This window comes from Lysobacter sp. ISL-50 (assembly GCF_018612875.1).
In the GTDB taxonomy this organism is placed as follows: domain Bacteria; phylum Pseudomonadota; class Gammaproteobacteria; order Xanthomonadales; family Xanthomonadaceae; genus Lysobacter.
Genome location: NZ_JAGGRI010000020.1, coordinates 241,174 through 259,446 on the forward strand (window position 1 = coordinate 241,174; position 18,273 = coordinate 259,446).

Consider the following 18,273-nt stretch of genomic DNA (forward strand, 5'->3'; position numbering starts at 1 on the left):
ATGCGCATTCTGCTGATCGAAGACGAACCTGAGTTGGCCGCGGCCCTGACCCAGGCGCTGAAGCGCTACGACATGGTCGCCGACCACGTCCCTACCCTGGGCGAAGGTCAGGCCGCCGCGATGGGCGATGTCCACGATGCGATCGTGCTCGACCGAAGTCTGCCGGACGGCGATGGGGTGGCCTTGATACCGCGTCTGCGGGCAATGGGCCTGCGCACGCCGGTCATCGTTCTGACCGCGCGCGCAGACCTGTCGGATCGCGTCGTCGGCCTGGATGCCGGCGCCGACGATTATCTGGTCAAGCCCTTTGCGATCGAGGAACTGCTCGCGCGGCTGCGCGCCGTCTTGCGCCGGCCGGCACGGATGGCCTCCGATACGATACGCATCGGTCTTCTTGCCTTCGATCTGGTCGCCCGGCTGGCGGAGGTGGACGGCCGAGCGCTGGAACTTCCGCGTCGGGAACTGTTGCTGCTCGAAGCCCTGTTGCGCCGCCGAGGCCGCACGGTGATGCGCAACGTGATCGAGGAAGCCGTCTATGGATTCGACGACGACATACAGTCCAACACGCTCGACTCCCACGTTTCGCGCCTGCGCCGCAAACTGGCCGAGGCCGGCGCCGGCGTGGAGATCCATGGCATCCGCGGAATCGGCTACCTGCTGCGGGAAGCCGCATGATCGGCGTGCGTCCCCACTCGTTGAAATGGCGCTTGCTGTGGCGGTTGCTGGTACTGCAAGGCGCCCTGCTCGCCGTCTTTGGATTGCTGATCGTGCTGGCGCTGTTCAGCGCCAACATCGCAAAGGACGCCGACAACGCGGTCGAGATTCTCCAGCATGCGCTGACGCTGGACCGCAACGGCCGGATGACATTGCGCGAAACAGCCGACCTTGCCGAACTGCGCAGCGAAATTCCGACCCTGTGGTACATCATCCGCGATCAGCGCGGCCGCGAACTCCGCCACGGCCCGATACCGCCGGAATTCGCGGCGATCGGCGGCGCATTGGATCAGGTCAGTCAGGCGCGGCTGGGTTATCTGATAGACGAGGACAAAGCGAGCGGCGCTCGCCTCAAACGGGTCGAAACCTCGTTCGGCCGGGTGCAGATACTGACGACCGAAGAAGGACGGGTGATGGCGCCCGGCCGCGCGAGCTGGCTGATTCTCTCGGTACTGGCCACCATCATACTGCCGCTGCTGATCCTGATGACCCTGGTCACCTCGATAGCCACGCCCAAGGTCGTGCGCTGGTCGTTGAGGAGTCTGGAACCGGTCGTCGAAATCGCACGCCGGCTCGACGTCGAACGCCGCGGAGAACGCTTGCCCGAGGCCGATGTTCCCGATGAGGTGCTTCCTTTGGTATCCGCGGTCAACGATGCCCTGGGCCGTTACGACGAAGGCCACGAGCGTCGCCGGCGCTTTCTCGTAGACGCCGCGCATGAGCTGCGCACCCCTATCGCGATCCTCAACGCCCGCCTGGAGTCGATGCCCCCTGCGCCCGAGCGCGCGCGGCTGCTGCAGGACGTCGCGCGGCTATCCGTGCTGGCGGAGCACTTGCTGAACTTGCAACGCCTGGATCGGGCGAATCCGAATTTTCAGCCGCTCGACCTGGTCGATCTGGGGCAACAAATAGCGGCTAATTTAGCGCCGCTCGCGATTTCCGCCGGTTACGAGTTGGGGTTCGAAACCGATGCCGATGCAGTTCCCGTCGCTGGCGATGCTTTAGCGCTGGAGCGCGTCCTGGTGAATCTGGTCCAGAACGCCATCGAGTACGGCGGCAACCGCGGCACGATCACGATCTTCGTCGGCTGCGACAGCAGCCACGGCATCGTCGAAATATCGGATCAGGGGCCGGGCATTCGTCCAGAGCATCGCGAGAAAGTCTTCGAACGCTTCTATCGCGTTCAAGAGAATCAGCGTGGCAGCGGATTGGGATTGAATCTGGTGCGGGACATCGTGCTATTGCATCGCGGCTCCATCGACATCGTGGACACCCCGCAAGAAGGCGCTTGTTTCAGGTTGTTATTGCCCTTGTCGTACCCGCGACATTCAGGGCATGGGAGCGGTTGGGCGAGCGCAAAAGACAGGCCGGCCAGCGCTGTCTGAAATCGCGACGGTCGAGTGCAGATCGCCCACCCGCTCCGGGCGAATCTATTGGCGCACCTCCACCGACATCACCTTCTGAACAATCTTCCAGCTGCCCTGCACCTTCAGGCACGACAGCAGGTCGGTGAAGTAACGCGGCGGCATCTGCAGCCTCAGCTTCACCAGGGCGAGATTATCCGAAACATCGATCGCGACAATCTCGTCCTTGCGCTCGAGTTCGAGTTTTCGCGGCGCGGTCGCATCGCGCACGCCGGTCAGCCAGGTCTCGATCGGCATCACGCCGACTTCGCCGTCATCGCCGATTCTGGTTACGGCGCTGCGAGGGTGAAATATCGTCTGGAACTGCTCCGCGTCCATGTCGTACGCGGCATCGAAATAGACTTGAACCAAGTCTCGCAAAGCATGTTGGGCGTCTTGCATGGATTTATCCCGCTGGCTGGTATCGGAGATGGATTGCTGCGAAGGATTATTGGATCGCGCTCATATATGAGTAAAGTGCACATATCTGCATAGGACTCATGAGTCGATTTCATGAAGAGCGAACTGAACGACCTCGCGGCGTTCGCCGTCGTCGCCGCGGAGCGAAGCTTTACGAGGGCCGCGGAGCGGCTCGGGGTCACGCAGTCGGCGCTGAGCCACACGATCCGCGGGCTGGAACGTCGACTGGAACTGCAGCTCCTCGCTCGCACGACCAAGAGCGTGTCGCCGACGTCCGCGGGCGCCGAGCTTTTGAAGAGTCTCTCGCCGGCGCTCGAGCAGATCGATCGCGCGCTCAACGAGGTTCGCACCGCCCGCGATCGACCGGCCGGGCGGCTTCGCCTTGCCGTGTCGAAATCCGCCGCTGCGTTGGTGCTGTTGCGCAAACTTCCGGCGTTCGCCGCGGCCTATCCCGAGGTGGTGCTCGATGTGTCGACCTGCACGGGGCCGGTGGATCTGGTCGGTGGCGGGTTCGACGCCGGCATCCAACTCGAAGAATTCATTCAGAAGGACATGATCGCCGCGCGCGTGACCCAGGAGCTGCGGCTGGCCGCCGTCGCTTCACCGGCATATTTCGCGACGCGCGGCCTGCCCTTGAATCCGCGCGACCTGAGCTGCCACAGCTGCATCGGGCTGCGCCTTCCGGGCGGTTCGTACCGATGGGAATTCGAGAAAGACGGCGTGCCCGTGACCACCACGGTCGCCGGGCCGCTGGTCGTCGACGACACCAGCCTCGCCATCCAGGCCGCCTTGGCCGGCCTGGGCATCGCGCTGGCCTATGAAGATCAGGTGGCGGACTGCATCGACCAGGGCCAGCTCGTCAGGGTGCTGGAAGATTGGTCGCCGTCATTTCCCGGATTCTTCATCTACTATCCGGACCGTCGCCACCAATCGGCGGCGCTTTCCGCATTGATCCGCGCCCTGCGCGTGAGCTAGCGCCGCCCGCGGCAATGCAAGCCCGCGGACAGCTCAGCGCGTTTCGTCGGCCGTCATAGCCATCACCGCAAACAGCATCCAGGTGGTGTGCGGAATCCATTGCTCCACCCAGCGCCACTGCTCCGAATCCGGGCCGGGCGCGAAGCTGATGCCGGCGCCGGTGTCGCTGCCAACGGCACCGGTGATGCCGTTGGAGATGCCGCCCACGAACATTTCGCCGGCGCTCTCCAGCACCGTCGGCGGGTTCTTGCGGCCGAAACCGTAGAGCATGCAGATGCCGTAAGGGTTGCGGCCCAGCGTCCAGTCGAGCTGGCTTTGCGCGTAACCGGCACGATCGGCCGGCAGGCCGTAACCGGCGGCGCCGTGGTCCGAAAGCTTGCGGCCGCCGATGATCATGGCCGCGCTGAGCGAGGCCAGACGGGCGCTTTCGCCCTGCCACCAGTAGCCGGTTTCATTGCGATGCGGAATGAAGAAGCCTTCCAGCACTTCGCCCGCGGCCTTGCCGTCCTGCGTCAACTGGAAGCGCTGGCGCGCGTAGCCATACGGATTGGCGACCGCGTTGGTGAGGGTCAACTCATGCTTGAGCGCCAAGCCGATGGCATCCAGCGCACGTTGACGACGTCCCTGCTCCGGTTCGATATCGACATAGGCCGACAGACTGATCACCGGCAAGCCGGCTTCGGCCGCGTGATAATATGGGCGGCTGCCGCCGTCGCTGATGAAACCGCCGTCGGCCTGCTGCCGCGCGATCAGGCTGGCGGCGCGGTCGCGCGCATCGTCTAGGTAGCGCGACTGCGAGGTGGCGTTGTGCAGTTCCACCAGCGCCATCAACGCGGTGTAATCGTCGATGATGTTTTCTTTTCCGTCGGCGCCGTACTGCGCGTTGAACTTGCGCAGGTGCTCGTAGCCACGCTGCGCATCGGCCAGATATTGCGCGCCGTCGAATTCGCCATGGCGGCCGCTTTGCCTGGCCAGCATCGAGGCGCGCGCGAGCGCGGCGATGGCCATGCCGCCGCCGGCGCGGAATGCCGAGCGGTACAGCGTCGTATACGTTCCGGCCGCGCCTTCGTAACCGGTGACCATGCGCTTGGCGCCCGGCGTGCCCCATTGGTCGAACACCGTGGTGTAGAAGTAGCCCTCAGCATCCAGGATGCGGTGCAGATAGTCCGCGCCCCAGAACGCTTCGTCCTCGGCCTGCGTCTGCAGGCCGTGGGCGGTAAACAAAGCTTTGCGTGCATGCGCGCCATAGGCCAGCACCCACGCCGCCATCGAAGCCTGCTGCGGATTGAAATGGTTGGCGTAGCCCAGGTGCGACAAGTATTTGCCCTTGTCGCCGCCGGCGTCCTGCCAGCCGCCCCATACGTTCACTGTGCGCGTGCTCTTGAAGATGGGCAGGTCGCGATCGGCGTCGTCGGTGTGGCGGCTGCGCTTGAAGTAGCCCAGCAATTGCGCGCCGGTGGTGGCGAAGACCGCGTTGTCGCGTACCAACACAGAGGCCGATACCGCATGTTGCTTGCCGATGCGCACTTCCACTTCGTATTTGCCGGCGTCCTCGGCATCGGAAAACTCGACACTGAAATAACGCTTGCCCGGGCTCCACTCGGTAAACGGCTGCAGCGGCCGCAGCTCGCCTTGCTTGATCGGCTTGCCATCGCGCAGCACGGTGTAGCTGCCCACCGCGGCTTCGCCGGCATATTCGACGACGGCCAGTTTCGGCCCCTTGCGTTCCAGCGCCACCTCGTTGATGTGTACCAGCAGCGGCGCTTTGGGCAGGCTCACCGATACCGAGGTCTTCGACGCTTCGGGCGTGGCGGCGCCGGCCGGCTGCAGCAGGCTGGACCACGCCATCGCCAGTGCGGCCATCATTTGAATTCCGGTCTTGCGGGACTGCGGCAAACGGGTCATCGGCACGGTTCCGGATAGACTAGCCACCGCAACTTAGCCATGTCGCCGGCCGTCGTCAATAAATACTTCACATGGATGTATGAATAATACGAGCCATCCCTCCCCTACGCTCAACCGGTTTCGACGCCTATGAACATTGGCCGCGGCGCCACCCAGCAATCCAGCGCCCCCTACAACCGCCGCCTCGTGCTGGACTTCATCCGCCAGCACGGCGCGGCCTCGCGCAAGGACATCCAGGAAAAGGTCTCGCTCAGCCCGCAGACAGTCGCCAACATCACCAATGAGCTGGAATCGATCGGCCTGATCGTCTCGCGCCGGCAAAAGGATCTGAAGACCCGCGGCCAGCCGCCCATCGCCTTCGAAATCAATCCCGACGCCGGCCAGTCCATCGGCATCAGCCTGGAACCGGGCCGCGCCTCGGGCGCGCTGGTCAATCTGGTGGGCCGGATCGATGCGCGCTGCGAGGTGCCGTTGCAGGGCTGCGATCGCCCGCAACTGCTGGCCGCCCTGCTGGAGCTGGTGGCCACGCTGCGCCGCCAGGCCAATGCCCGGCTATGGGGCATCGGCGTGGCCCTGCCCGGCCCGCTCGGCGACACCGAACTGAGTTTTGTCGGGCCCACCGCGCTGGAGGGCTGGAAGGATTTGTCCATCCTCGACCAGTTGCAGGAAGCCACCGGCCTGCCGCTGTTCCACAGCGTCGACAGCGTGGCCGGCGCGCTCGGCGAGACCTTGTACGGCGTGGCCAGGCACCTGGACAACTTCTTCTACCTGCATCTGAGCATGGGCCTGGGCGGCTCGTTGATCGTCGGCCGCAACACCTATCGCGGCGCCGACGGCAACGCCACCGAGATCGGCCACGTGCCGGTCGTCCCGGGCGGCACGCCGTGTTATTGCGGCAACCAGGGCTGCCTGGAGCGCTACCTGTCGCTGCACTCGCTGGCTGAGGCGCTCGGCATGGACGACGGGCAGATCCATACGACGGACTTGCTCGACCGGCTGGACGACGCCGGGGACCAACCGCTGCAGCAGTGGTGCGAGCAGGCATCGCAGCGGCTGCGCGACGCCATCTGCATGATCGAGAACATGCTCGACCCGCAGACCATCGTGATCGGCGGATCGGCGCCGCAGAAACTGGTGCAGCGCCTGGTCGACCTCGCCCAGCCGCTGCACCGCTCGGTCCGCGGCCGCCCCGCCCCGGAATGGCCGCGGGTGATGATTTCCCAGCGCGAGGAAGACTGTTCGCTGCTCGGCGCGGCGGTGCTGCCGATCCATGAGCTGCTCTCGCCGCGCCTGGAAGGCCTGCAGAAAGACGACCTGGAGGAACTGCAGACGGCGGAGCTGCTCGGTCACCGCCCGTCCGTCGGAGGACGCCGCATTTAATTAAACTTCCACTGGATATTTTTATTGACGGGGCGGAATTGGGGTGACTATAGTCGCCCCCCATGAAGCTCGATCAGCCTCAACTCAGCCCTCCCCAATTCAGCATCATCGGCGACGTCAGCGTGGACCTGGTCCTGGGCACGCTGGACGGCTGGCCCAAGATCGGCACCGAACAACTGCTGCCGCGCAGCGAGCTGCGCGCCGGCGGTTCGGCGGCCAACTCCGCCCTCGCGGCCCGGCATCTCGGCCTGAGCCCGCATCTGATCGGCGCGATCGGTAACGACGACCTGGCGCAGTGGCTGCTGCTGCAACTGTCGGGTATCCGCGTCGAACTGCAGACCTGCGCCAGCGACACCACCATGTCGGTGGGACTGCTGCATACCGGCGGCGAGCGCACCTTCTTCACCAGCTACGGGCATCTGCAGCATCTGACGCCGGACTTCGTGCTCAAGCACCTGCCGCAGGCATCGCCCGGCAGTGTCGCCTTGTTCACCGCCCCGTTCCTGTTGCCGGGCCTGCGCGAACATTTCAGCCAACTGTTGGCGCAGGCCTCGACCAAGGGCTATCAGGTCGCGCTGGATACCGGCTGGCCGCCGGAAGGCTGGACGCCGCGGGTGCACGGGGAAGTCGAAGGCTGGCTGGCCCATTGCGACCATCTGCTGGTCAACGAGCTGGAAGCGATGAGCATCGCCGGCCACCCGGACGACTGCCAGGATCTGGAGCTCGCCGTGCAACGCGTCGCCCACCTGCTCAAGCCCGACGCCCATCTGATCGTGAAACTGGGCGCCGCCGGCGCGCTGGCTCACGTCGATGGCCGCAGCCTGCGCTACGCAACGCAAGCGGCGCTGGAAATCTTCGACACCGTGGGCGCCGGCGACAGCTTCAACACCGGCTATCTGGCGGCACGCTTGAATCAGGCCGGCCTGCGCGATGCGCTCGCGGCCGGCTGTCGCACCGCCAGCGCGATCCTGCCCCGCTTCCCGCGCAAGAGCATCGCCGCCGGCGAACTCTCCCACTGCCTGCTGCCGCAGTCCTGACTCAGGAGACGCGACCATGAAGCACCGGCCGATGATCGTCAGCTACATCCTGCTGATCTGGTTCGCGATCTCCTTCATCACCAATCTGATCGGGCCGCTGATGCCCATCGCCATCCAGGACTTCAAGCTGAGCCTGACCATGGCCGGCTTCATGCCGTTCTCCTTCTTCCTCGCTTACGGCCTGATCTCGATTCCGGGCGGCATCCTGATCGAAGTACGCGGCACCCGCTTCACGTTGTTCGCCGCGTTCGCGCTGAATTTCGTCGGCGCGCTGGCGATCGCGGCGATGCCGGGTTACGTCTCGGTCGTGGCCGGCCTGTTCGTCATCGGCTTAGGCATGGCGCTGCTGCAGGTAGTGATCAACCCGCTGATGCGCACCGCCGCCGGGGAGGAGCACTTCGCTTTCTTCTCGGTGATGGCGCAGTTGGTGTTCGGCCTGGCCTCTTTCCTCAGCCCGCTGGCGTTCCGGCTCTACATGCAGCGCCCGGGCATCGAGGGACAGCCGCTGGCCTGGCTGACGTTCTACTGGTACTTCAGCGCCGCCTTCGTGCTGCTGGCCCTGCTCAATTACAAACTGCCGCTGCCGACGGTGGAACTGAAGGACGACGAGCGCGCAGGCAGCCGCGACGCTTACCGCAGCCTGCTGCGGCGCGTCGATGTGCGCCTGTTCTTCCTGGGCATCGTCGCCTATGTCGGCACCGAGCAATCCCTCGCCAACTGGATGTCGCAGTTCCTCCACAGCTACCACGGCATGTCCGCCACCGAGCAAGGCGCGATCGCGGTCAGCCGCTTCTGGGGCCTGATGTCGCTAGGCTGTCTGGCCGGCCTGGGCCTGCTGAAACTGCTGGATTCGAAACGGGTGCTGGCGATCTTCTCGACGCTGGCCATCGCCTGCCTTGGCCTCGCCCTTTTCGGCACCGCGGAGATCTCGCTGCTGGCGTTTCCCGCCGCGGGTTTTTTCCTGTCGGTGATGTTCTCGGTGATCTTCTCGCTGGGATTGAACTCGGTCAGCCAACACCACGGCGCGTTCTCGGGAATTTTGTGCAGCGGCATCCTCGGCGGCGCCGTCGTGCCGCTGCTGATCGGCTTCGTCGCCGACCACTGGGGCCTGCGCGTGGGCTTGTCGCTGGTCTTCATCCCCCTGCTCTACATCCTCAGCGTCAGTGCCTGGGCCAGGCCGCTGGTGCGCAACCAAACCCTGTACTCCGGGAAAAACACTCCCGCCTCGCCCTGACCGGGCCATACCACCAGCCGCTGCCGCGGGTCCGCCGGCCCGAGTCGCCGTACAACCAGGAGCCAATCAATGAAAAAGCATCCCAGCGATGTTCGACCGACCGGCATCGCCGCCGCGGTGGCCGCGGTATTGATCAGTTGCGCGACCGCCCCGGTCATGGCCCAGTCCAGCACGACCGAGAACGACAAGCAGGCCGACGCTGGCGAACCCCGGACGACGCTCGAAACCGTGCACGTTTCCGCCACCCGCATCGAATCGGACCTGCTGAAGACGCCGGTGGCCGTCACCGCCGTCACTCAGGAAACGCTGACCCGCGAAGGCATCCGCGACGTACGCGGCCTGTCCGGCACGATGCCCAACGTGCAGATCGGCGCCGGCCCGGATTCCGGCGTGCAGGTCAGCATCCGCGGCATCGGCGCGAACAACTTCACCGAGATCGGCGATCCGGCCGTGGGCCTGCATGTGGCCGGCCTGTATTCGCCGCGGCCGCAGGGCGCGCTGGCGCTGATGTTCGACGTAGACCAGGTCGAAGTGTTGCGCGGCCCGCAGGGCACTTTGTTCGGCCGCAACTCCACCGGCGGCAGCATCAACATCATTCCGGCCAAGCCGCGCTTCGATTCCACCTTCGGCAGCGCCGAACTGGACGTGGGCAGCTATAACCTGCGCCAGCTCAACCTGATCCAGAACATCACCGTGAACGATCGCTTCGCCCTGCGCTTTTCCGCGACCAAGGTCGAGCGCGACGGCTGGATCGACCAGCAGCAGGACTTCACCGACGTCGATATTCCCGAGCGCGGCTTCATCGCCGACGGCATCCCGGACGTGGACCAGCGCCGCAACGTCAAGGTCGGGCGCGACAAGTACTACTACAACCGCGACGAATGGGCGTTCCGCCTCGCCGCCCGCTTCGCCTTCACGGATAACGTGGAATGGCTGCTGGCGTACGAGAAATTCCAGAACTCCGGCGCCGGTCAGGTGGGAATGAAAGACTGCGACCAGGCCGCCGGCACCCGCTTCGCCTGCCAGGGCGGCAAGTGGGACGTGAAGATCAACGTGCCCGGCAAGACCGACATGTCGATCGACACGGTGCGCTCGAACCTCAACTGGTTCCTCAGCGACAGCAACAGCCTCGAATACAGCGTGGCCTTCGCCACGCAGAAGCGCTCGCAGATCGCCGACGACGACGGCGGCTACCACGAGATCCCCTCGCAGGTCACCGCCACCTTGCCGGTACCGCACGAAGGCGACTGGGGCATCTGGCCGGTGCGCGACAACACCTCCATCACGTTGGACTCGAAGTACCAGTCGTTCGTACACGAGTTGCAGTTCAAGCATCAGGGCGAGCGCCTGAAGCTGGTGTCCGGCCTGTTCTGGATGCACGAGAAGAACCAGATCAACTACGCGCAGGAACTGCTGGTCAACGCGCCGTTCGGCTACCCGATCAGCCAGTTCTACCATCAGCCCAATCGCCAGGTCGATGCCAAGGCGATCTTCGCCCAGGCCGACTGGCGCTTCGCGCCCACCTGGACCGCGACCATGGGCGCGCGCTACAGCCGCGACGAAAAGACCGACCGTGGCGGCCAGGTGTACGGCGGTTGGGATACCGAATCGACGGCCTACTACAACGGCCTGTACGACCCGGGCACGCCGGGCGAGCCGGGCTTCCGCCCGCACAACGGCCGCGACCTGACCGAACGCATGGGCCCGTTCGGCGGCATCGACGCCTACAAGCTGTGGGGACCGCCGGCGGAGAACGAACACTCCGAAGCCTGGCGCAAGTTCACCTATCGCCTGGGCCTGACCAAGGACCTGTCCGATGAGGAAATCCTGTTCGCTTCGTTGTCCACCGGCTACAAGGCCGGCGGCTTCGGCGACAAGGACGATGCCTGCGACGGCAAGGTCTGCATCGACGGCCCGCCCGGCCCGCACTACACCTTCTTCCCGTACAAGCCGGAAACCGTCACCAATTTCGAAATCGGCTACAAGGGCCTGCTGCTGGACAAGCGCCTGAGCCTGTCGGTCACCGCCTTCTACAGCCGCTACAAGGACATGCAGGTGACCGGCGACTTCTACGCCGCCAAGGTTCACGTCGATGAGCCCTGCCCGGCGCAGGACCCGACCTGCGACATCGTCAACAAGTGGCAGACCGTCAACGTCGGCACGGTGAACATCCCGGGCCTGGAAGTGGAAGTGGATTACCTGCCCACGCCCAACACCCGCATCGGCGGTTTCTTCTCGTACATCAACAGCAAGATCAAGGACTACCCGACCTTCAGCGACGAATGGAACTGCGGCGTGCGCGAAGAGTTCGGCGCGCCGGCGTGCCCGGAGCCCTACGCCGGCCCCGACCCCACGCTGGCCGGCCGCCAGATCTACGACATCACCGGCAACCATCTGCCGATGAGTCCGAAATTCACCGCCGGCGTCAACGTGTCGCACACCTTCAAGTTCGGCAACGGCTATGAACTGGTGCCGTGGGTGAACGTGAAGTGGCAGGACAAGATGTACTTCACCCTGCGCAACCTCGACAACGCGCATATCTCCGACGCGCAGGAGGCCTACACCACGGTCGATGCCAGCCTGAGCCTGCAGTCGCCGTCGTTCTGGCGCGCCGAGCTGTATGTGCTCAACGCCACCGACAAGATGAGCAAGAATTCGGCCGGCGACGGCGGCGGTTTCGTCCGCGCTTACTGGAACGACCCGCGCACGGTCGGCCTGCGGGTTCGCCTCGACTACTGATGCTGCGGTTGCAACGCGTAAAGCCCCCTCCGCTTGCGGGAGAGGGGGCTGGTACTTGTACGGCCCTGCGACTGCAAGGACAGTCGCAGGGTTAATACCGCGGCAGGTCGAGACGATGATCCGCCGGCTCTGGCGTGACGCCATGAAGACGACTGCTTCCGACCTGCGGCCTTGAGCCGGAACTCAGCTCAACGAAGCGCTTCGGCCGATGCGCCCTGCGCGCGCGGCTTGGCATCCATGAAGTCCCGGATCAAGCCTGCAATCGGCTCCACGTCCTCTTCGAGGGCGAAATGGCCGGTGTCGAACAGATGGACTTGCGCCTTGGGCAGGTCGCGCTGGTAGGCATAGGCGCCCGGGGTGAGAAAGATCGGATCGTTCTTTCCCCAGACGATCAGCGCCGGCGGCTGATGCTTGCGAAAATACGCCTGCCAGGCCGGATAGTGCGACGGATTCGAGCCGTAGTCGTAGAGCAGGCGCAACTGGATGTCCTGCATGCCCGGACGATCCAGCAGGGCCTGATCGAGCAACCAGTTTTCCGGCGCGATGGCCGCCGGATCGCGCACGCCGTGCAGGTAATGCCATTTTGTAGAACTCAAGCTCAGCAGCTTGTCCGCGATCAGTTGCGACCGCTGCGGCGTGCGCTCCTTCCAATAGGCCCGCAAGGGGTCCCACAACGAGCCCATGCCCTCTTCGTAGGCGTTTCCGTTCTGGATGATCAAACCCTCGATTTCTTCCGGATGGCTCGCCGCGATGCGCAGACCGACCGGAGCGCCATAGTCGAACAGGTACAGGCTGTAGGACTTCACCTCCAACTTGCGCAGCAGACCATGCATGGTCTTCGCGATCCGGTCGAACGAATACTCGTAGTCGGCCGGCGCGGGCACGGCGCTGGCGCCGAAGCCGGGGTAGTCCGGGGCGATCACCCGATAGCGATCGGAGAGCAGCGGCATCAGGCGGCGATACATGTGCGAAGAACTGGGCAGGCCGTGCAGCAGCACGATCACCGGAGCGTCCTTGGGGCCGGCCTCGCGGTAGAAGATTTCCACGCCATCGGCTTCGACGACGCTGTGGCGCGTCGTGGCGCTGGGCGCCGGCGGCGGCATGGCGGACGCGTCGGCCGCCGGCAGAAGCATCGAGGTCGCCAGAACGGCGGTCAGCAGTTTGTCCATGATCGTGTCGAATCCGAAGAAGTTGGGGATGCCGTAGTGGCGTTGCGTCTTCGACGCCACCGGCTGGGCTGGCGGCTAATTTCTCTCATTCCGCTTGAAATAAGAATAACCACGTATCAAAATTTATTATTCCCCCAATCGGAATGATCGACATGGACCGGTTTCATCTGCTGACCGTGTTCGTCGCTGTCGCCGAAGAACAAAGCTTCGCCGCGGCCGCGCGCAAGCTGGGCCTGTCGCCTCCCGCCGTGACCCGGGCGGTGGCGACCTTGGAAGAGCGCCTCGCCGTCAAGTTGCTCAGCCGCACCACCCGCTTCGTTCGCGCCACCGACGCGGGGCGGCGCTACCTGGAAGATGCGCGCCGAATCCTGGCCGAACTGGACCAGGCGGACGAAGCGGCCGGCGGCGTCGACGCCGAACCGCGCGGGCACCTGACGGTAACCGCGCCGGTGCAGTTCGGCCGGCTCTTCGTTCTGCCCGTCATCGGCGAGTACCTGCGGCGCTATCGGTCGGTGCAGGTATCGGCGATGTTCCTGGACCGGGTGGTGAATCTGCTGGAAGAAGGCGTGGACGTCGGCGTGCGCATCGGCGAACTGCCGGATTCGAGCCTGCAGGCCATCCATGTCGCGAATGTGCGCAGGGTGCTGTGCGCGTCGCCCGATTACTTGCGCGAACGCGGCCAGCCGAAGACGCCCGCGGATCTGGCCGGGCACGACATCATCTCGGCCCTGGGCACCAACCCGGTCACCGACTGGAAATTCGGCGAAGGCCGCAAGCAGCAAACGCAGCGCATCGCGCCCCGGCTGATGGTGACGGCCAACGACTCGGGAATCGATGCGGCCTTGAGCGGGTTCGGCATCACGCGATTGCCTTCTTACCAGATCGAATCTTATCTGGCCGCCGGCCGGTTGCAGATCGTCTTGAGCGAATTCGAGCCGGCGAAGGTGCCGATACACGTGCTTCACCGCGAGGGGCGATACACCTCGCCCAAAGTCCGCAGCTTCCTCGATCTGATCGTCGCCGAACTAAGACAGAACACGACATTGCCCTGACAGGCCCGGACTACCGGCTCGCGCGAACAGTCGCCGCCATCGCGGGATGCGCGCTGGCGAATGCCGGGCCGCACGCGGCGGCCATCGGGGTTTCCCAGCGCACGCGAGCCTCCGGCGGCAGTGGCCGTGGTTTGGACGTGCGAGAATGAGTACGAGACCGGCGCCCGCAAAGCGCCCGGGGTGACAGCTCGTTCCAGGAGAGAGCGTTGACGCGCAACAATCAAAAAATCGATGAGCTGCGCCGGCGAATCCCATCGTTCACCTGCATCGTGGGTTGTCACGACTGCTGCGGCCCGGTCACCGCATCCTCGGAGGAAATGGCACGCCTGCCGGTCAAGAGCGAAGCCGAGCATGACGCCGCCCTGGCCCAGTTGAGCTGCCCGCATTTGGGGAGCCACGGGTGCGAGGTTTACAACGAGCGTCCGCTCATTTGCCGGCTATTCGGCACGACGCCGCAACTGCTGTGCCCTAACGGGCAACGCCCGGTGTACATGATCGATACGCGAACCGAACAAGAGATCCACGCCTTCCTCAGGCAAACACGGCAAGTGCTGGTCTGACCAACCTGTAGGAGTTGCCCGCCCTTGAGGGGCCGGGCTGAAGCACCTTTCAAACTCGACGCCCTGCCGGTCCGTCTGCGGCCGCCGGTATCGGCTGCGGCCACCGTCCCCCGCAGTGATCGCGGAAGCAAGCGCAGGCGCCGCCGCCTCATATCGCCATTCCCCAGCCGATGCCAGCAGCGTCCGCCGAGCCGCGGATATCCGCCACGGCGATGGAAAGACCGGCGTGAGCCATGCGCCCTTCGACTGCCCCCCATCCTGGAAACCGTGGCACCCATCCCAATGCGGAAGCCCAAAAGGTGACCCGGTTGGCAAAGGGTCGCCCTTGCTGCGCCGCCACATGCTTTAGGCCCCGGCTTCTGGTGATACTTAGATCGATCCAATCGCTTCCTTAAGCGGATCGAGACAAGCGAAAACCCCACACGTCCATACCTTGTTTAGATCGATCTAAGTGCCGTCGCTCAGTCAAGACACCAGTCACAGGGGCAACTCCGGGGGTAATTCAATGAAAGTCCACGCTCGTAACACCTTGGCAGCGGCGCTGTGCGCGGCGCTCTATGTACCGGTCTGCGTACACGCTCAATCCCAGAACACCCAGCCCGCACCGGCTACCGCCGATGCATCCGGACGGGCCACCGATCTCGACAAGGTCGTGGTCACCGGCTTTCGCTATTCGATCGAAAAAAGCCTGGACCAGAAGCGCAACGCGAACGCGGTGGTCGAAGTCATCACCGCCGAGGACGTCAGCAAGTTCCCGGACAAGAACGTCGCCGATGCGCTGCAGCGCGTGCCGGGCGTGGTGATTACCCGCAGCGGCGGCGAAGGCAAGAGCGTGAGCGTCCGCGGCCTGGCGCCGGACCTCACCCTGACCCAGTTGAACGGCAACTATGTCGCTTCGTCCGAAACCAACGACGAGGCCACGCGCTCGTTCAACTACACCCTGCTGCCGGCGAACATGCTCTCCGGCGCCGAGCTGTTCAAGACGCCGGAAGCGCGCATCGACGAAGGCGGCATCGGCGGCACCGTGATCCTGCGCACCCGGCGCCCGCTGGAGATGGAATCCAACACCGGCTTCGTCACGCTCGAAGGCACCTATTCCGACACCAGCAAGACCACCGATCCGCAGTTGTCGGCCATGTACTCCTGGCACAGCGACGACAGCCGCTTCGGTTTCCTGCTGGGCGCGACCCAGCAGAAACGCACCAACCGCAGCATGGAAGTCAGCACCGAGGATTGGAACTGGTACACCGACAAGGTGAACGGCGTCGCCACGAATCCGGTGACCGACGCCAATGGTCGCCCCCTCGACCCGAGCATCGGCAACTGGTGGGGACAAGGCTCCGCCATCAACGACCAGAACGGCAATAGGTACTCGGGTTTCTTCCTGCCGACCTCGGTCAATTTCGGCGTGCGCGAGGAAGAGCGCGAGCGCAAGGGCCTGCAGCTGACCTATCAATTCAAGCCCGCCGACAACCTGACGCTGACGGCCAACTACTTCCGTTTCGAACTCAAGGGCGACTACACGCTCAATACCCTGAAGATTCCCGAGTGGAACCTGGCCCGCTTCAACTCCGACGGCAACTGGGCCTCGGGCAGGCTGCTCAACGGATTCACCCTCGATCGCAGCGGTACGGTCGTCACCGCGGCGGAGTACGAAAAACTCGCGGGCAAGGCGTATCCCTGCAACGATGCCGAGGCCGCGGCGCAGGGCAAGCCCGGCGGCGGCTGGGGCTCGGACGATTGCACCGTGCCGACGCCGCAACTGACCGGCGGCTACAGCCGCGAAAAAGCGCTGTCGCAGACCGCCGGGATCGAGATGGAATGGCAGGCCACCGATCTGCTCCACATCGCGGCCAAGGCGGGACGGACCTGGTCCGACGGCGGGCCGTCGATGAGCTTCCGCATGTCGGCCAAGCCGCGTCGCAACGTCAACGGCGCATGGGAAGCCGGCAATACCCACAGCGCGTGGAATCTGAGCGGCACGCCGTCGATGACGTTCGCGTCGAATCTTCAGAACCAGTTGATGGCCGGCATCGCCGAGATCGATACCGGTTCCACCGACTCGTCGTGGAAAGAAACCAGCATCACCCAGGACCATTTCCAGATCGACGCCACCAAATCGTTCTTGAGCGGCTGGCTCGAATCGGTGCAGTTCGGCGCCAAGTTCAGCGACAGCTCGGTGCATCGCAACACCGGCAACACCTACTGGGTATGCCAGGGCGCAGACCCGGACGACTACGACAAGCGCTATCAGGCCGGCTGCGATTCGACCGCTGGCATCGCTCAACCGGGCTTCTTCCTGTCCAGCCCGATCGGCAATCTGGCCGGCGGCTTCAACGCCAATGTCTTCCCCGGAATCAACTTCCCGGCCTACATCGATTATCTCAACGGCCGCTACGGCCAGATGCAAAGCCGCCGGGAGCCGGATTTCGTCTACGACGTCGATGAACAATCCACCGGCGGCTACTTCCAGGCCAATTTCCGCACCCAACGCCTGCGCGGCAACTTCGGCGTGCGCGTGGTCAAGACCAAGCAGAGCGCGGCATCGACCGACGCGGTCGAGCGCTTCACGGATTACTTCGCCGATAACGCCGGCGGCACTCCGATGTCGTGCACCGACCCCGCCGCGGGCGCGCTGCTGGGGTCCAATGGCGGCTATACCTGCGAAAGCGGCTTCGTGCGATTGCCCGAGCGACTGGCCCGGTCGAAGACCTTCGCCCTCAACACGCTGGACAAGAGCTACACCGACTACCTGCCCAGCTTCAATATCGCCTGGGACCTGACGGAAAACATCGTGCTGCGCGGGGCGGCGTCCAAGGTCATCGCGCGATCGGCCTTCACCGACATCGCCTATCCCGGCGCGCTGAATTACTACAGCCAGGAATACAGCAACGACCGGTCGGCCGCCGGCGGCAGCGATCTGGGCTGGAGAGGCAACGGCAGCAACAAGGCCCTGGACCCTTACGAAGCCACGCAATACGACATCGGCGTGGAGTGGTACTTCCGTCCGGGCTCGGTGCTGGGTCTTGGCTTGTTCCGCAAGAACGTCAAGAACTTCGTCGTGCCCGTGGTCCAGGACACGGCGGTGACCATCGGCGGGGAAACGGTCACCGTGCAGGACTACAGCACGTCCGCCAACGGCCGCGACGGCGTCTCGCAGGGCGTCGAAGTGTATGCGCAGCACACCTTCGATTTCGGTCTGGGCTTCCAGGCCAACTACACCTACAACGACACCAATCTGGCCGCGGTCGAGCTCAACGGCGAGCAGATCGCCAGTTCGCCGCTGGTGGGCAGCGCCAAGAACCAGGCCAACCTGACGGTGTTCTACGAGACTCCGAAGTTCCTGGTCCGTGCCTCGTACAACCGTCGCGGCGAAGTGGTCGGCGGCCTGCACACCGGCCTGAACTACTACACCGAGCCTTATGCCCAGCTCGATCTCAATGCGTCCTACAACCTCACCGACCGGTTCACCGTGAGCGGTTCGGTGCTGAACGTGACCAAGGAAGAGCAGCGGGCGCACCTCGGCCATGACACCGATGCGCGCCTGTGGACCAACAACTACTCCGGCCGAATCATGTATCTGGGTTTGACGTACAAATTCTGATCGCGGCAGAGGATCGGCAGCGGCCTGCCCTCGCCTCGCGTATGCGAGGGCAGGCTCTTCGATGACAAGGTCGAAGCCGAG

Annotated in this window: 13 protein-coding genes; 10 read left to right on the forward strand and 3 right to left on the reverse strand. The window is 64.5% G+C overall.

Annotation, left to right across the window (positions count from 1 at the left end):
• Together J7J50_RS13400 and J7J50_RS13405 are read left to right on the forward strand one after the other, a co-directional pair.
• Complete coding sequence (locus J7J50_RS13400) at positions 1-675, forward strand: response regulator transcription factor (RefSeq protein ID WP_215058616.1); 675 nt, start codon at positions 1-3, stop codon at positions 673-675.
• Complete coding sequence (locus tag J7J50_RS13405; protein ID WP_215058617.1) at positions 672-2,099, forward strand: HAMP domain-containing sensor histidine kinase; 1,428 nt, start codon at positions 672-674, stop codon at positions 2,097-2,099. Before J7J50_RS13400 ends, J7J50_RS13405 begins: the two co-directional genes overlap by 4 nt.
• Positions 2,100-2,144: 45 nt before the next feature.
• On the opposite strand, the gene J7J50_RS13410 is transcribed toward J7J50_RS13405, so the two are convergent.
• Positions 2,145-2,519, reverse strand: a complete 375-nt coding sequence (locus tag J7J50_RS13410; RefSeq protein WP_215058618.1) for a nuclear transport factor 2 family protein — start codon at positions 2,517-2,519, stop codon at positions 2,145-2,147.
• A 111-nt stretch (positions 2,520-2,630) separates the two neighbouring features.
• Here J7J50_RS13410 and J7J50_RS13415 point away from each other — a divergent pair, with 111 nt between their 5' ends.
• Positions 2,631-3,512 carry a LysR family transcriptional regulator gene (locus J7J50_RS13415; protein WP_215058619.1) on the forward strand — a complete coding sequence of 294 codons (882 nt, stop codon included), beginning with the start codon at positions 2,631-2,633 and terminating at the stop codon, positions 3,510-3,512.
• Between the two features lie 33 nt (positions 3,513-3,545).
• Here J7J50_RS13415 and J7J50_RS13420 read toward each other — a convergent pair whose 3' ends face one another.
• Complete coding sequence (locus tag J7J50_RS13420; protein WP_215058620.1) at positions 3,546-5,417, reverse strand: glycoside hydrolase family 9 protein; 1,872 nt, start codon at positions 5,415-5,417, stop codon at positions 3,546-3,548.
• A gap of 129 nt (positions 5,418-5,546) precedes the next feature.
• On the opposite strand from J7J50_RS13420, the gene J7J50_RS13425 reads away from it, so the two are divergent.
• The 4 genes from J7J50_RS13425 to J7J50_RS13440 all read left to right on the forward strand — a co-directional run bounded on the left by J7J50_RS13425 (position 5,547) and on the right by J7J50_RS13440 (position 11,807).
• On the forward strand, positions 5,547-6,797 hold the full coding sequence (locus tag J7J50_RS13425) for an ROK family transcriptional regulator (protein ID WP_215058621.1): 1,251 nt from the start codon (positions 5,547-5,549) through the stop codon (positions 6,795-6,797).
• 62 nt (positions 6,798-6,859) lie between these two features.
• Positions 6,860-7,834 carry a carbohydrate kinase family protein gene (locus J7J50_RS13430; RefSeq protein ID WP_215058622.1) on the forward strand — a complete coding sequence of 325 codons (975 nt, stop codon included), beginning with the start codon at positions 6,860-6,862 and terminating at the stop codon, positions 7,832-7,834.
• A gap of 16 nt (positions 7,835-7,850) precedes the next feature.
• Positions 7,851-9,068 (forward strand): MFS transporter, encoded by a 1,218-nt coding sequence (locus tag J7J50_RS13435; RefSeq protein ID WP_215058623.1) that lies wholly within the window; start codon positions 7,851-7,853, stop codon positions 9,066-9,068.
• A 69-nt stretch (positions 9,069-9,137) separates the two neighbouring features.
• A complete protein-coding gene (locus J7J50_RS13440; protein ID WP_215058624.1) occupies positions 9,138-11,807 on the forward strand; it encodes a TonB-dependent receptor in 2,670 nt (889 codons plus the stop codon).
• 188 nt (positions 11,808-11,995) lie between these two features.
• On the opposite strand, the gene J7J50_RS13445 is transcribed toward J7J50_RS13440, so the two are convergent.
• A complete protein-coding gene (locus J7J50_RS13445) occupies positions 11,996-13,036 on the reverse strand; it encodes an alpha/beta hydrolase (protein ID WP_343222502.1) in 1,041 nt (346 codons plus the stop codon).
• Positions 13,037-13,128: 92 nt separating this feature from the next.
• Here J7J50_RS13445 and J7J50_RS13450 point away from each other — a divergent pair, with 92 nt between their 5' ends.
• The 3 genes from J7J50_RS13450 (at position 13,129) to J7J50_RS13460 (ending at position 18,192) form a co-directional block, all read left to right on the forward strand.
• Complete coding sequence (locus tag J7J50_RS13450; RefSeq protein ID WP_215058625.1) at positions 13,129-14,028, forward strand: LysR family transcriptional regulator; 900 nt, start codon at positions 13,129-13,131, stop codon at positions 14,026-14,028.
• A gap of 206 nt (positions 14,029-14,234) precedes the next feature.
• Complete coding sequence (locus J7J50_RS13455; protein ID WP_215058626.1) at positions 14,235-14,588, forward strand: YkgJ family cysteine cluster protein; 354 nt, start codon at positions 14,235-14,237, stop codon at positions 14,586-14,588.
• Positions 14,589-15,093: 505 nt separating this feature from the next.
• Positions 15,094-18,192 carry a TonB-dependent receptor gene (locus J7J50_RS13460; RefSeq protein WP_215058627.1) on the forward strand — a complete coding sequence of 1,033 codons (3,099 nt, stop codon included), beginning with the start codon at positions 15,094-15,096 and terminating at the stop codon, positions 18,190-18,192.
• The last annotated feature ends 81 nt before the right edge of the window (positions 18,193-18,273 follow it).

What these genes read in the sequence shown, in the direction of transcription:
- J7J50_RS13435 (WP_215058623.1), top strand. Translation starts at nt 7,851, where the DNA reads ATGAAGCACCGGCCGATGATCGTCAGCTACATCCTGCTGATCTGGTTC.
- J7J50_RS13410 (WP_215058618.1), bottom strand. Translation starts at nt 2,519, where the DNA reads ATGCAAGACGCCCAACATGCTTTGCGAGACTTGGTTCAAGTCTATTTC.
- J7J50_RS13405 (WP_215058617.1), top strand. Translation starts at nt 672, where the DNA reads ATGATCGGCGTGCGTCCCCACTCGTTGAAATGGCGCTTGCTGTGGCGG.
- J7J50_RS13400 (WP_215058616.1), top strand. Translation starts at nt 1, where the DNA reads ATGCGCATTCTGCTGATCGAAGACGAACCTGAGTTGGCCGCGGCCCTG.
- J7J50_RS13420 (WP_215058620.1), bottom strand. Translation starts at nt 5,417, where the DNA reads ATGACCCGTTTGCCGCAGTCCCGCAAGACCGGAATTCAAATGATGGCC.
- J7J50_RS13430 (WP_215058622.1), top strand. Translation starts at nt 6,860, where the DNA reads ATGAAGCTCGATCAGCCTCAACTCAGCCCTCCCCAATTCAGCATCATC.
- J7J50_RS13415 (WP_215058619.1), top strand. Translation starts at nt 2,631, where the DNA reads ATGAAGAGCGAACTGAACGACCTCGCGGCGTTCGCCGTCGTCGCCGCG.
- J7J50_RS13450 (WP_215058625.1), top strand. Translation starts at nt 13,129, where the DNA reads ATGGACCGGTTTCATCTGCTGACCGTGTTCGTCGCTGTCGCCGAAGAA.
- J7J50_RS13425 (WP_215058621.1), top strand. Translation starts at nt 5,547, where the DNA reads ATGAACATTGGCCGCGGCGCCACCCAGCAATCCAGCGCCCCCTACAAC.
- J7J50_RS13440 (WP_215058624.1), top strand. Translation starts at nt 9,138, where the DNA reads ATGAAAAAGCATCCCAGCGATGTTCGACCGACCGGCATCGCCGCCGCG.
- J7J50_RS13460 (WP_215058627.1), top strand. Translation starts at nt 15,094, where the DNA reads ATGAAAGTCCACGCTCGTAACACCTTGGCAGCGGCGCTGTGCGCGGCG.